Origin of the sequence: Arthrobacter sunyaminii, from assembly GCF_018866305.1 — a bacterium.
In the GTDB taxonomy this organism is placed as follows: Bacteria; Actinomycetota; Actinomycetes; order Actinomycetales; family Micrococcaceae; genus Arthrobacter_B; species Arthrobacter_B sunyaminii.
The window spans coordinates 2696176-2711142 of record NZ_CP076456.1 but is presented as its reverse complement, the minus strand read 5'-3'; the positions used below and the strand labels follow the sequence as shown (position 1 = coordinate 2711142).

The window sequence follows — 14967 nt, the reverse complement described above, 5'->3', positions numbered from 1 at the left end:
AATAGTTCTGGAATTAGCTGTCATGAAGCTGGTCGGCCGGTTCGATCGAGATGGACATGCGTTGTCCTCTGCAGCAGAGCACCCGGAATCTGAGGTCTTCGAGAAGATCCGCACGCTCCGGGTGCAGTTCGCCAAGCAAATGGATTGCTTCGATGTAGTGCTGGGCCGCATCAGCCAACGCGCCAGTCATTTCCAGACTCCAAGCCAGCCATTTCTCGAGCTCCAGGGTCTGCTCCTGGGACATGTACTCGGTTCGCGCGGCGAGATTGTGGACACGGCGGTAGTTGAGCACGGCACCTGAGTAGTCTTTCAATCTCCTCAGACATGTCGCGTTTCCCATTACCGCTCTGATGTAGAAAACGTCCCGTCCCCCATAGTCCTTGTGCAGAACCTCCCACAGCGTGCGGTAAATCCTGCGGGCGGGCTTGAACTGTCCTGAGGCGAGCAGACAGTCGGCCTGAAGCAGACGCATATCCAGGTAATCCGGATCCTTGTCCCCGGCCCAAGTATTTAGGTCCTCCGCGCAGGAACGGTAGACGTCAGCAGCGGCTGAATGCTCATTTAGGCTGATGAGGCATGCAGCGGTCCGACGGCGTACCCGCAGAGACAGAGGCCTACTCATTGATCCGGCTTCCGTCAGCGGACGGAGGAGTGAAAGCGCATGGGAGTACTCTCCACGATGCTGCCTCACCCGTGCGAGGCCGTAGGCGGCCTTAAGAGCGAGCTCCGGCGGCATATCTTCGGCAGCGTCCAGGGCGTGGCGCAACGCCGTAAATTCATGCTCGGCCGCGTCGAAGTCGCCAGCAGCTGCCTTGGCCGCCGCAGCCTGATACTTGACGATGAATTCCAAGTCCGGAGCAACGCTTCGAAGAACAGCAGCTTCGGAAGCTAGCGAGTCAACCGACTTCAGACTCTCATGAACAAAACCTGACCGAGTGTTGACCTCCATGAGGATCAGATGTAGCCGGAGGAGGACTTCCCGCGCATCGCTGGATGGCTCGTCCCGTGTGAGAGCCTGCCGTACGAGAGTCCCGGCCTGCGATGCCTCGTCGCGGTCCAGCAGAACCCGAGCTTCATCGAAGACTGCCCAGAGGGTGCTGACTGCTGAGAGACCGAGCAGGAGTTGCGAATAGCGGCGGGCGCGGCGCACGGCTTCGAGCGCACCGGAATGCCCCGCTTGGACGAGAGCAGAGGCCAAAGCCCTGGAATCTAGAACGGCTATTAGTGTTCGTTCGCGGGAAGCCTCTGCCCGCAACCTCTCGAGCTTTTGAAACGCCTCTACTGCGCCGGCGTAGTCACGTTCCACCAAGCGCCCATAAGCGGAACCCTGGAGGTTGAGTTCTTCTGCGTGGAAGATCTCCGCCCAAGGCGCGGAGGTTACAGCTCCACTGCTGCGGGAATCGCGCAACATGGTGTCTTTGCTGGTCTCGCCCGCCCGAAGCCAATCGAAAGCAGCGAAGAGCTGGAGGCTTACCGCGCCCGAGCCAGCGGGCCGGGAAAGAAATGGTGATGCAGTTATACAGTCCGAGAGTAGTTTTCCCGAGGAAACAGCACTGCAGGCAGCCGTGTAATAGTCGGACAAATCGGTGGAGACCATCGGAGCTGATGTTTCATCTGGTTCGGTCACACGCAGCGTACTTTCGGTTTCAAGGTACTTTCCCTGTTCGAATAACACCGATGCGAGCTGTAAGCGGCACAGCGCAGCACCGTCAGATCGCGGGACGGGAGGGATGCCGGACACCTGGTGGATGTGGGTGCGGAGAAGCTCTTCCGCCTGTCCGTAGTCGCCTGCACCGGCGTATGCAGCTGCTAGCGAGCTGACAAGTTCCGTCGGTACTGTCTCTGGGGTGAGGGAACCGACGGCACTCTGGAGGACTGTCAAGGCTTCCTGTTTTCTGAACGATCCCGCAAGCAGTTTGGCATGAAGAATGGCGACAACACCGATCATGTGCGGCGAACTGCTGATAGAGGCCGCATGCAGGAGAGTTGACTCTGCATCAGCGAGTGAATTCGTCGCTATCAGCATATCTGCCTTGAGGATAAGCAGTTCAGATTGGGATACTGTGCCCGCAGTGGGGAGCGAGTCATCAGACGCAATGGCCAAGGCGCGGTCTAGGAGCTCCAAAGCTAATTCGCCATCACCCCGAAAGTGGAGCGCCGCCAGATACTCAAGATGTTCGTTCTGTAACGGTCGGGTCCCGCCTCGGCTTGATCCAGAAATGAAGTCGTCCAGCACGCCGAGCTCCAAGGCTAGGAACGTCTCGTCGTCGGTTAGACTCTCTTTGGCAGTCTGGCAGGTGTGAAGGAACATGGAATGAATAATACGGTCATCCTGCGCCTTATACGAATCGTTTACTGAATGGTCCGTGTTCGAATAAGACAGTTGAATATATTGGTTCGGCAGGTTACGCGTAAGGAATCAGCACAAAGATGAGCATCGTCGAAGGTACGTATTTACACGATGGTGTGAATGTGAAATACAAGTACCGGAAAGCAATCGGAGACCGCCGGAACCTGATCGTTATATTCTCGGGATTTCGCGAACGCGGCACGTATGACTTTGACGGCGGGCCGATATCCAGCGTCCGTGGAAACGTCTTATGGATACTTGATGATTTCTCCGACAACTTCGCATATTATTTGTGCACAGCCCTTGATTTCAGTGTGGAACGGGCCGTCGCTTCCCTGATAGAGGAGGCCATCCGTTACTTGGGCATCACCCGAGATCAGTGTGCTGTGGCTGGATTTTCCAAAGGTGGGAGTGCTGCCCTCTATTATGGTATCAAATACAACTATGGGGCGATTCTGGCAACGGTTCCGCAAATGCACATTGGCAGTTCGGTCAGGAAAAAGTGGCCCGAGGTGTTCAGTGCGATGACAAAAGACGGGTCATCAGCAGAATGCGATTACCTAGATTCCCTTCTCCCGAATCTACTTCGTGATGATGCCAATCTCGCGCGGAACCTGTACCTGTTTTCTTCCGAAAGTGATCCGCAACATAAGAAAAGCGTTGTGCCTTATCTGCGTGAGTTGGGTAAGTACACCAACTTCAACTATGTTCTGACATCAAGCCCCTTGGTGGACACCCACAGCGCGGTCACTCGATATAATGTTCCGACAATAACCAGCATCCTGAGTCTGTTGAGCGAGGGGGTCAAACCTGCCCTGGGGATCCTTTGCAACGGGTCGATGGCTCCCGGCAATGCCGCTTCGAGTCTGACGCTGGAGCAGGTTCGCGGCAGGGATGAAGTTGTTCAGGCCCTGACGTCCATCAGCTTCAAAGGATCCCTCCTCTTTCCTGAAGGATATGCGTTCGTTAAGGGTTACCCTGCGGATGACTATGGAAAGGTTCGAACCGGCATTCAATTCGCCAGCGAATCTTTCACACATGAGGTGCCCCTAGGCGGAGTAAAAGATCCCCTCCTGAGCACCAAGTTCTATGAGCATCAGTATTGCGATTACTCCACGGCAAAGTTCGCATCACTCGCGCACAAGGGGATTTCCCTGTCCGGACTCCCGGAAGGAAAGTACCATGTTTCCTTGAATGTGCGTCACGGTGGAAGGCAGCATCTAGTGCCGGCCAGTTCTAACCGCTCGCGGAACGTATGGACGTCAGGCGAAGGCTATCTTTATAAGATCGAGACAGATGAATCTCGCACGACATTGACCAAACGCCCGGCACTCGGCGCTGCCGCACGAGGTGCGTACTTCAAGGAAATGGGGCGGTGGGCCGCAGAGGACCGTGTCCACTTTGAAGGCTACTTCGCTGTGGAGGGAATTCCAACGGCCCATTACCATGACGTCAGATATTATCTCGTTCTATGCCCGGTAGAGGGCGGAGCGCCGATAGCGGCGTTCCCCTTGGCCTCGGACAACCGGCCGGAGATAAATGAACAGTTCCGCGGCTCTTGGATCGATTATTCAAAGGCATACTACGCGACGCCTAAGTACAGGGGTGTTGCGCTGATGGGAACTCCGCCTGGGCAATACGCAGCCTTCGTGACAGCACGATTCGGCGATGTAGTGTTCAGCGAGCCGTTGGAAAGCGTAGTTTCCATCTCCGGATCATTTAGTTCAGTGCAGCTTAGCAACAGGCCCAGAGTGGATGTTGTCGGGTCCTGTGTTTCACGAGACAACTTCAACAGTCGTTTGTCACCCGGCTGGAAGTCATATTTTACCCTGGGTAACGAACATTATCAGTCCTCGTTTTTATCGCTGATGTCAAAACCTGTGGGGGTTTCAACAGGAGAGTTGGAAGGCTCCGACCAGCATTCAACGCGGACAACCGTCCGTGACTTCAGCAAGCAATACATGGTTGATCTTGTAGCTGGCGACGCTCCAGATATTCTAGTTGTTGATTTATTTGCTGACGCGCGTTTTGGGTGTTTACGCGCAGAGGGCTCGCTGGTTACCAACAACGATTGGAAGCTTCATAATACGCGCTACTGGAAAGAGTCCGCACACGTATATCAGACCCTGAATCTTTGGGATAACGAGGAAGAATACCTGCGGGCCTTCCGTGCCGCCGCGGGGGAATTCGAAACCCTGCGACGGAAACACTTTCCTGAGACGCGGGTGATATTAAATTCTGCGCGAGCGGCGTACTCCTATTTCGACAAAGGAGCACGAGTGGACTTCTCCAAGAAGTTCGTCAACGCAATCAACATGCGATGGTCGAAGCTTGACGAGATATTCCTGCAGCATGTCCCAGCAGAAGCGGTCAGCGCCGGCGGAGCAAAGACGCTCAGCGATCCCTCCCACCCCGGGGGCCCCGCTCCGTACCACTACGAGTCCGGGTTCTATCGAACTTTTCGTGAGGAGTTATTGAAAAGGCTGGGGTATAAAATGACGACGTCCTTGCAATAGCCCGCGGCTCGTTAGCGAACACTTGGGGGAATAGCCCGAAGTATCTATCCGACAGGAAGTGAGTCTGAATCGACCTTGCCGGGGCCCCGCTTATCCGTGGCCCAAAGCTCCCCGAGTTTTTCTGATACGTACATTGAAACGCGCCTCTGCCCTTCGGTGTTAAGGTGCAATTCGTCATAGAAGCAGCTAGCATGACCACCGATGAATTCCTCTGCCTTGATCAATGGCAGATTAAACTCGGCGGCCGTGTCTGCGATGGTGGAAATCCAATGGCGTCTCCGTGCCATTCCAGCACGGAACCAGTCGGGCCGCCCGTGGTACCTGAGTGGAAACAATGGGTCAGCGTCATAGTCACCGGTACGGTAAGGTGCGGTCGCCAAAACCAAACGCATTCCCAGCTGCTGGGCCGCTGTGGCGAAGAGTCTGAGGACCATGACAGCAGATGCTTGTCCACGCGGAATGTCCTGATGACCAGGGTCACCAGGCGGAAGTATTGTGGCCCCACGTTGCGTATCGCTCCAATAGGTACCTTGCTTATAGAGGTAGTCACGGTCGCTATGCGGTGCAAATAGGACGACGGTCCCGCCAGGGCCTATGACGGGGTAGACCTTATTGATCAGGACGTTCAGCAGTTGCAGCGTCGTTGATCCCGAATATCCTCCGTTCATGCACTGCACGCTATGGCCGTGGGTTCGGAGTGTCCGCTCGACTACCGAGACAAATCGGTCACTCTCGGCTGTATACATAGACTCCACAAACGAATCTCCGAGAAAGACTATGGGTCGTGCGCCGGGAACTGATGGGTTGCCGGTTTGGATAAACCCGTTGTAATCTGAGCGGCACCGAAACGGGCCCTCAGGCAGAGTTCCGTCAGTGCCCGAAATGTAGTCGGGGGATGGAGTCACCCATTGGTCACTATTAGTTGGATATTCTTTCAAACGGATATATCGCTTTGTCATCTATACTCCTTGAGTTTGAGATTGAGGTTGGTGTATTTCAAATACGCTTTTTGAAGGTACGGAAGGGGCGGCATCTCGTTGTATGGTCCTTGGCCAGCAGCAAACTAGCATTGGGAGTCTACTGTTCAGAACGGTGCCCGATCGCCTGTGGCGCTTTCTTATGCTAGCCCGTCACCTTTGGGTGTATTCGGTACGATGGTCCTTTCAATGCACCGCAAACCGACTAAATGACCTTGACAGATCCTTTGGTACGTCGGCCGTGCCGTAAATAACGGTAACGGATCAAGAAGATTTCCACCTGATCAAACGCCGGGTATGACTGGTTAGGGTAGGGGGTAAGCTATGACGACGTTTCCAATCTAACCTTGGAATGAACTTACGCAACTGGGCCCTGTGCGGGCTGAGTCAGGAAATATAACCGTACTGGGATCTATACGGGCAGCTGAGGCGACAGCGACGGCAGCCGGGTATGGAAGCATATGACGGAGAGAGCGGTGCTGCCCGACCCAAAGCTGTTAAATTGGGCAGTCCCTGCGCTTGTGGATCGTGTACGAAGCGCATAAACACCTGCCTCTGCGGTGATTGGCCTGATAGGGGCTGCCGGACGGCTTATTCAACTGAGTGGAGACACGAACGTGACTGAGGGCCAGTTTTCCCTGGTGGTGGCGCTTTACAACGTGGCGGAGTACGTTCCGGTGTTTCTCAAGTCCCTGGAGGTCCAGACCTACTCTGTGGATGACTTGGACATCGTTGTGATTAACGATGGTTCCACTGATGAGTCGGCCGCCCTGGTATCAAGGTGGGCAGAGGGGCGGGCCAACGTTCGACTGGTCGATAAGACCAACGGCGGCCCCGGTTCTGCACGAAACGCTGGGCTGGACTTAGTCCGCAATACATGGGTTACGTTCTGCGATCCCGATGACGCATTCCATCCGCAGTATTTCCAGCGACTCTCGGAATTCATCTCCCGGGACACCCAGCAGTCGGCGCAGATGCTCACCGGACGGCTTGTCCAATTCAATGACGCATCATTGAAGACGTCACAGGGCCATCTGCTCAACCGGAAGTTCCGTCTGGGGGATCAGTTGGTGGACCTGAACCTGAACCCGGAGTACATCCATATGCACGGGCCAACCACCTTCCTGCGCAGGGAGGTTCTGGAAGCGCATGGCCTGCGCTTTGATGAGCGGATCCGGCCCAAGTTCGAGGACGCGCACCTCATCGGCCGCTATCTGGCGGTCGTGGACCGTCCCGTCGTCGGGCTCGTCGCATCCGCTAGCTACTACTATCGCCGCCAGCGCAGCAGCGGTGCATCACTGGTTCAGGGCACATGGGGCGACCCCCGTGCCTACAGCGATCTGCCTGAACACGGCTGGCTGGGAATGCTCGAGGCTGTGCGCCAATGTGCCGGGCATGTTCCGCGCTGGGCGCAGTACATGGTGCTTTACGACCTGGTGTGGTTCTACATTGACGACAAACGCATGCACAGCGACACAGGGTCGGCTACGCCTGATCAGCAGGCCACTATGCACCGCCTGCTCGAACGAATTGTTGCGCTGATCGATCTGGAGGCCATTAGCTCCTTCAGCGTGGTTAGCCAGGGCTGGCTCTTCCATAACATTCTCCGCACCTACTACAAGGGCATCCGTGACAGTGATCCTCTCGTGGTGGAGGGGGCAACCGATCCAGAGCAGCAGGTCACAACCTATAACTACCTCTACCAGGGGAACCTGCCGCAGGAAGAATACGTAGTGGACGGCGTTTCCCGGCCTCCGGTGGCCGCCAAGGTGTTGGAGCACCGGGTGCTGGGCAAGGTCCTGATCCGTGAGCGGATCCTTGTTTTGCCGGCGGGGGAGAGCACCGAGATCGTGCTGGATGGCGTTAAGGCGGTTCCCACCACGGACCGCAGAGTGCCGCTGCAGCCCGGGCGCAAGCCGGAGCCGGCGCCCTACCTTCAACTGGCTGCTGGGCGTGAGGAAAGTCGTCTAACCAAGACCGTTGGCGGAAGCCGCGTGTCCCGGCGTGTCGCGCGTGCCCGTGCGGGACTCACTGTCCGGCAGGTACTGTCCGGACAGTCCCGTTCCCGGACGGCGGCGTTAGCAATAAACCGGGTGCTCCGCCGGCAACTCAAATCGGTCGCCGCCAAAAAACGTGCTGCGGCAGACCAGGCGTTGATCCGCAGGGCATCCACGGAACCGCGGCGCGCGCGGTACCAGGATGCCTGGCTGCTGATGGACCGGATTGACCGGGCCGATGACAATGCGGAGCACCTGTACCGGTACCTCATGAAGCACCGCCCTGATATCAATGCCTTCTTCGTGATTGAACAGGACTGTGCGGACTGGCACCGTTTGCAGGGTGAAGGATTCAAACTGGTTCCCTACGGCTCGGACGAATCCGTGCTGCTGGTGTTGAATGCCGCCTATAAACTCTCCTCACACGCCAACTGGAACGTTGAATACCCGGTGAGCCGCAAGCGTTTCGGCAGCGGCAACGCCAAATTTGTCTACCTCCAGCACGGTGTCATCAAGGATGACATGTCCCGGTGGATCAATGGCAAGGACATCGCGGCAATGGTCACTACCACCCATGGCGAGCACGAATCGATTGCCGGCAACAACAGTGTGTACCGGCTGACGAACCACCAGGCCAAACTCGTGGGGCTGCCCCGCTACGACGCCCTACGCACAGCCGCGCTGGCCTCACCCGTTGAGGAGCGCCGTCAGGTCCTGATCGCCCCCACCTGGCGGCAGTACGTGAAAAAGGTCATTGAGGTCTGTGCCACGCCGGCCGAGGCTGCCCGGGCCTTTGAAGCGACGGACTTTGGCGGAACGTGGATGGCGCTGCTCCGCTCCGCGGAGCTCAAGGAACTGAGCGTCAACCAGGGGGTGGACGTGGTGTTCATGCCCCATCCCGAGTTCGAATTCGTGGTGCCGTATCTGGACCTGCCAGAATTTGTGCGGCCGGCGCGGTACCGGGACGTGAGCGTCCAGGCTGAACTCACCAAAGCCCACACTCTGATCACCGACCATTCCTCCATTGCCTTTGATGCCGCGTATGCGGGGAGCAACCTTATTTACGTGCAGTTTGACGGCGACGAGATTTTCCGGGGCAAGCATGTGTACCGCAAGGGATACTTCGACTATGCCCAGCACGGTTTTGGTCCGGTGACTGACAACGTGGACAGTGCCATTCAAGAACTCGAGCGCATCGTCCGCGGGGGACTCGCCCGCGAAGAAAAGTATGAGGAGCGGGTACGGGAGACCTTCCCCTTCTGGGATTCGCGCTCGTGTGAGCGGATCACCGTGGTGGTGGAGAATCTGGGGCGTCCATGGGACCGGCAGCGATCCCTCGTCGGGCTGCCGCACGTGACCGACAACCACAGTGAAGAGCGGAGGGGCGGCTCAAAGGGGGGGAAGTGAAAGATACTCTATCGAGATTCAATATCGCCGCAACTGCTGGAAATCCAGCACGGTGCATCCAGAGCGTCGATCTCTAAGGCGAGACATCGCCATCTCCCTGTAGGCGAACCATGCGACGGCCTTTTCGTCGACTCGCGCCCGCAATTTGTGCAGTCGTGGAAGCGAGGAGAAGGAAGTGTGGCGAAATTCACCTTTTGTTCATCCGGCGGTAAGGTGTCGCATGGGGGTTATTCTGCGTGTTCCGTAGCGATGCTTAGGCATCCTGAGTAGGTTCCCTTCGGTTCAATTCATTTATGGATAGGAAAACCAGATGACCGTACAAGCCGTAATCCTTGCTGCAGGTATGGGCACAAGGCTCGCCAGGCCCCATCCGAAGGCTCTGACACCGTTGGACGACGGACGCACGATCATGACGCAACAGGTGGACAACCTTCAGTCTGCGTTTTCTGATGATCTGCGCCTGACAATCGTGGTGGGATACAAGCTTGAACAGATCATGGAACACGTGCCTGATGCTTCCTTTGTCTATAACGAAGCCTTTGACCAGACCAACACGTCCAAAAGCCTACTCAAGGCTCTTCGCAATTCTGCTGAAGGAGGGGTGCTCTGGATGAACGGAGATGTGGTATTTGACCCGGCCATGTTCGAATGCCTGCAACCCTATCTGCTGGACGATATTTCCTTCGTAGCCGTCGATACTTCTGCCGTCTCTGATGAAGAAGTCAAATACACAATGGACGCCGAGGGGCACATAAATCAGCTCTCCAAGAGTGTTATAAACGGCCTTGGCGAAGCCGTTGGTATCAATTACATTTCATCTCAAGATAAAGACAAACTGATTCGCAGACTCAACGACGTAGATGATCAGGAGTATTTTGAAGGCGGCATCATGCTTACCATCCAAAGAGACGCAGTCAAATACCTCCCTGTAGATATCAGTCAATTCTATGCAGTTGAAGTTGATTTCGCCGACGATCTAGCTAGGGCCAACGAGCAGCTGAACCTGAGCCGAGTCAATTCAGGGCACTAGAATGCCGTGTCATGCCTGCACTGATTCAACCAGATCTTTAAGACGGTAGTAAGAGAAAGACGCGAGGGTGGAATGCGGCAAGTAAAGAAGTCGATTGACCGGGCGATGCGCCTCAGCTGGAACGCACTGCCAAAGGGCTTGCAGGCAAATGTCCGTCCTCTTATACCAAACCAAATCAAACCAGCTACGTCCCCCGTCGGAGAACCGCCGGAGAACTCACTACTTAGTGTCATTGTTCCCGTTTACAATGTCCGGAAATATATAGAAAAGTGCTTGGAGAGCATTCTGAGCCAGGACTACAAAAATCTCGAGGTAATCATAGTTGACGATGGTTCCACGGATGGTTCTGACCAAGTAGTCGAAGCGTACATGTCCCGCCACAAGCGCGTTCGTATGTTGAGAGTGAACCACGCAGGAAATGGTACTGCTCGAAACGTCGGAATCCAGGCTGCCAAGGGTAAGTACCTAACGTTTGTTGACTCTGACGACATCGTCGAGCCTGGGGCGTATACAACGATGATCAACCAGTTGAAGTCCTCTGGGTCGGACTTTGTCTCGGGTGCATTCTATCGCCAGAAGGGCAGTAAGAAATGGCTGCCTCAGATGATGTCCGAGATACATGGTGAAGATAGGATAGGAATCGCGGTAGACGATTTCCCTGAGATCCTAAGAGACGTCTTCTTATGGAACAAGGTATTTATACGCGAATTCTGGAATCAATCCGTTGGCTCAATTCCCGAAGGCGTCCTTTATGAAGATCAGGAAACCATTGTCCGAGCCTTCCTTCGTGCTGGCTCCTTCGACGTCTTGCAACAACCTGTATACACCTGGCGGATCCGAGAGGATAATTCCTCCATAACTCAACAAAAAGGTGACCTCAACGACCTTATCGACCGGATGAGGGCCGCTTTGATTGTCACGGAGTTAGTAGAAATCGAAGCTAAAGCGGAAACTAAGAGAGCATGGTATGTAAAGTCTCTGGGCGAAGATCTGCGACTGTACATTGACCAAGTTCCGCAGGCGACTGATGCGTATTGGGACGTCCTTCAATCATCCGTGAGCCAACTTTATGCTAAGGCTGAGCCGGACGTTTTTTCACTCCTGCCCGTGGCAGATCGTGTGGTGGTTAGTCTTGTGTCGGAGGACCGGCGTGGTGACGTGGAGAACGTCCTGGTCAGTTTTAGGGATAACGGCCGTACATTCCCAGTACGTGCCGTTAACGGAGTCCTCTACGCAGAACCAATTTATGCCAAGGAGCTAACTCCTCAGCTGCCTCTGCATTTATTGCAGTTTCATCCGGTCGATACTCAACTCAAAACTCGTCTGCTCAGTATTTCTTGGGCTGATACAGATACCGTTGAGGTGCGAGGGGCCGCATACATCCAGGGACTCGACGCTTCCAATCACCCGTATAAGACTCATCTGGAGCTTCTCAACACCACAACTGGTGACCGTCTTACTGTGCAGGCAACCGCAAGCCCTGACCGCTGGATCGACCAGGTTAGCGGTGATCGCTGGAACAGCTACGCAGGGTGCGTCTTTAGCGCCACGATCAAAACAAGTGACCTACTTAGTGCTGCCGGAAAGGCAACACCCAACGGACAGGAATGGAGTCTGCTCGTATCAGTAGACTCCGCAGGCATATCTGAAACGGACGTTATTCGAGTCCGTGATGGCGAGAAGCTGCCATTCCAGCTGCCGACAGGTAAAGCCGGCAATCGAAGCCGCGTAGTGGCACAGATTGATCGCACTCGCGGCCTTCGATTTCGCGTAATACGGTACGGGTCCATGGCGAGCCAGGTGACCGTCAGCGGTAGAACGGTGAAGATCCGCTTTGAAGGTTCCTCTAATATTCCGGAGAATATCTATGTGAAAAGCGGAGAAGACGAACTGCTTTCGTCCGTAACAGACTCCCCGACTGGCCGCGTATTTGCTGTCGAACTCCCGGTCCCGCCCAACGGGCGCGAGGTCGCGTGGGACGTCTATGGACAGTCGGGTACCGGAAAACCGCATTTTGTAGGTTGGCCCGGCGCAAGCAGTGATCCATCTGGCCTGCCGCCTGTAGGGGGAGCACTGAGTGTCTTCCCTACGGGCTATGGGTACCTTCGTATCAATGTGAGATCGTGGCGAGTGACGGCTTCTGATTGCACGGTGAATCAGGACCATAGCGCGCTCGTCGTCACAGGGACGTCTGCTTACCTGAAGGCCGGCAACGAGATGATGCTGGACCTTATTTTGGCCACACCGAGAAGCTATATTTCGCCTCGGAAGGTCAGCTTTACTCCTGGGTCGGAGGTCTTCACGGCCATATTTCCCCTGTCTTCAGACCGATGGGGACACGGCAACGCGACGCCGGAGACGGGTCATTACAAGCTTTACGCCCGGACCATAGACGACAACGGGACTGTTCGTCGCCACACCGTTAGAGCTGTAGGTGCTCTCGCGCAAAGCGTTCCCGCAGAGCACCTAACGGATCGATTGAGAATAGTACTCTCCGCTGAGGATCGTGAACGCAGTTTTGTAGTGAAGGTTCTGGCACCATACCAGCTCAATGAACGCGGTCCTTTTGCCCAGCAGCAACTTCGCACCAAGCATCTCTCAGACAGTACCGAGATAGACCCGGAAGCTGTGCTATTCGAGAGTTTCGCCGGAAAATCTGCAACAGATAGCGTCCGTGCTATTTCCGACGAAATAGGCCGTACCCGGCCTGACTACAAACGCTATTGGACAATCACGGACCACTCTGTAAGCGTACCTAAAGGATGTACAGGTATATTGATTTACAGCGCTGATTGGTACCGCATCCTCAATACAGTCGGAACATTAGTAAATAATAACAACTTTCCTCACTATTTCCGTAAACGTGAGGGGCAGGTGTATGTCCAAACCTGGCACGGAACGCCCCTCAAGAAAATTGGCAACCATACCCCTGTGGCTAATCTGAGCGCGTCTTACCGGCGACTTATGGAACGTGAAGCCAAATTTTGGGATCTACTAATAGCTCAGAACGAATTCGCCGGAGAGACTTTGCCGAGAGCCTTTGGATATCTTGGTAACGTTGTAACAACCGGCTACCCGCGGAACGATGTTCTCCACGATGCAGACTCTTCCAACCGGCGCTCCAAAGTCCGAAGTGCACTTGGGCTCAACGAAGATACCTTCGCTATTCTTTACACTCCGACATGGCGTGACAATGTCCGTACCGCCCAAAACAGGTTTGATGTGGTTAATTACCTCGACTATGAGGAAATTGCTGAGGAGCTCGGGTCCCGTTTTAGAGTGTTGTCTAGGGGTCACCATAATGTCGCCGGCCAGCGGAAAACGGCAGACCGATCAACTTACATCGATGTTACGTCATATCCTGAAATAGCGGATCTATATTTAGCTGCTGACTTGATGATTACTGATTACTCATCCTCGATGTTTGATTATTGTGGAACAGAGAAACCGATACTATTTCTCGCGCCGGACATTGATCAATATGAAAACGAAACCCGTGGCTTCTACTTTAACTTTCGTGACGTTGCTCCCGGTCCACTACTTTCATCAACGTCTGAAGTAATCGATGCTATCAAACGCCTAGACTCAATAAACTCGGAGTATCAAGAAAGATACTCAGCCTTTGTCGCAAAGTATGCTTCATTGGATGATGGCAAGGCTGCGCAGCGACTGCTTGAGTCGTTTCCTCATTCACCAGCGCATGGGGGCCCGGTCAACCAAACAGCATAGGCCAGTTCCTTCACTGGACCCGCGAGGACCCAACAATCCGGCAGATTGATCCTAGATTATAGGTGGAACATGGTTGTACTAAATGTCTTGTCAGCGTATGAAGACGAGAACAGCAATCGAATCAATTATCAAGGTCCTGATATTCCAGGGATCCGGATTGAATTTACGGGGACAGGAAACACTCTCAGCGTTGCCGAAGGCGTTCGCATAGCGAAGCTGACTATCGTTTTTGATTGTGACAACGGCACGGTGAGTATGGGAAACAGCAAATTTGGGCACTTTTCCGGCTGGATAAGGGTCGGCCAGGATTCAGAAGTCCGCCTTGGTGAAAACGTCACCACGACGAACACTTGTGTTATTTCTGCAGTCGAGGGCACGTCAGTCATGGTCGGAGATGACGTGATGTTTGCCAGCGAAAACGAGCTTCGGGCCGATGATGGTCACGCCATATTCGATGTGCACTCCGAGAAGCGAGTAAATCACTCGGAGGACATCATCGTCGGAAGCCACGTGTGGCTGGCGAAGCGGGCCGTACTGTTGGGAGGCGCCAAAATAGGCAACGGGAGCGTCATTGGTTTTGGGTCCATAGTCTCTGGTGTAATTCCCAATAATTGTGTTGCCGCCGGCATCCCGGCACGAGTCATTCGGCGAGACGTTGCCTGGGAAAGGCCACACTTGTCCCTCAGTCGCCCCTATTACAAACCTGATGCAAGTTCCATTACGAAGTCCGCGTACTGGGCGACTACAGCTGTCGAGGAACCCGAAACGCGTTATGCCGTAGTTTCTGAACTCGGGGGAGCACCTGCCGTCATAGCGTTCGAGACAGAAACTGAGGCTCGGGCGTGGGCAAATGACAATGTGTCCGATTCGCGGACTTTTCCTTTACTGAAAAGGGCTGAGGCGGATAAGTTGCTTACAGCAGAAAAGGCGCCCAAAGTTTAGTCGGATAACCCCGTAATTC

The 14967-nt window shown here is 54.8% G+C and carries 7 protein-coding genes; 5 read left to right on the top strand and 2 right to left on the bottom strand.

Annotation, left to right across the window (positions count from 1 at the left end; all coding sequences use genetic code 11):
* Window positions 1-13 precede the first annotated feature (13 nt).
* Complete coding sequence (locus KG104_RS12200; RefSeq protein ID WP_207347158.1) at window positions 14-2311, bottom strand: tetratricopeptide repeat protein; 2298 nt, start codon at window positions 2309-2311, stop codon at window positions 14-16.
* A gap of 119 nt (window positions 2312-2430) precedes the next feature.
* Here KG104_RS12200 and KG104_RS12195 point away from each other — a divergent pair, with 119 nt between their 5' ends.
* Window positions 2431-4866, top strand: coding sequence for an accessory Sec system protein Asp2 (locus tag KG104_RS12195; protein ID WP_207347157.1), 2436 nt, complete (start codon window positions 2431-2433; stop codon window positions 4864-4866).
* A gap of 44 nt (window positions 4867-4910) precedes the next feature.
* Here the strand turns inward: KG104_RS12195 and KG104_RS12190 are convergent, their stop codons facing one another.
* Window positions 4911-5534 carry a hypothetical protein gene (locus KG104_RS12190; protein ID WP_207347156.1) on the bottom strand — a complete coding sequence of 208 codons (624 nt, stop codon included), beginning with the start codon at window positions 5532-5534 and terminating at the stop codon, window positions 4911-4913.
* 926 nt (window positions 5535-6460) lie between these two features.
* On the opposite strand from KG104_RS12190, the gene KG104_RS12185 reads away from it, so the two are divergent.
* The 4 genes from KG104_RS12185 (at window position 6461) to KG104_RS12170 (ending at window position 14948) form a co-directional block, all read left to right on the top strand.
* Window positions 6461-9247 (top strand): bifunctional glycosyltransferase/CDP-glycerol:glycerophosphate glycerophosphotransferase, encoded by a 2787-nt coding sequence (locus tag KG104_RS12185; protein WP_207347155.1) that lies wholly within the window; start codon window positions 6461-6463, stop codon window positions 9245-9247.
* A gap of 310 nt (window positions 9248-9557) precedes the next feature.
* A complete protein-coding gene (locus KG104_RS12180; RefSeq protein WP_207347154.1) occupies window positions 9558-10277 on the top strand; it encodes a phosphocholine cytidylyltransferase family protein in 720 nt (239 codons plus the stop codon).
* Between the two features lie 72 nt (window positions 10278-10349).
* Entirely contained in the window at window positions 10350-14006 is a 3657-nt protein-coding gene (locus KG104_RS12175) for a bifunctional glycosyltransferase/CDP-glycerol:glycerophosphate glycerophosphotransferase (RefSeq protein WP_207347153.1), read from the top strand.
* 69 nt (window positions 14007-14075) lie between these two features.
* Entirely contained in the window at window positions 14076-14948 is an 873-nt protein-coding gene (locus KG104_RS12170; protein ID WP_207347152.1) for an acyltransferase, read from the top strand.
* The last annotated feature ends 19 nt before the right edge of the window (window positions 14949-14967 follow it).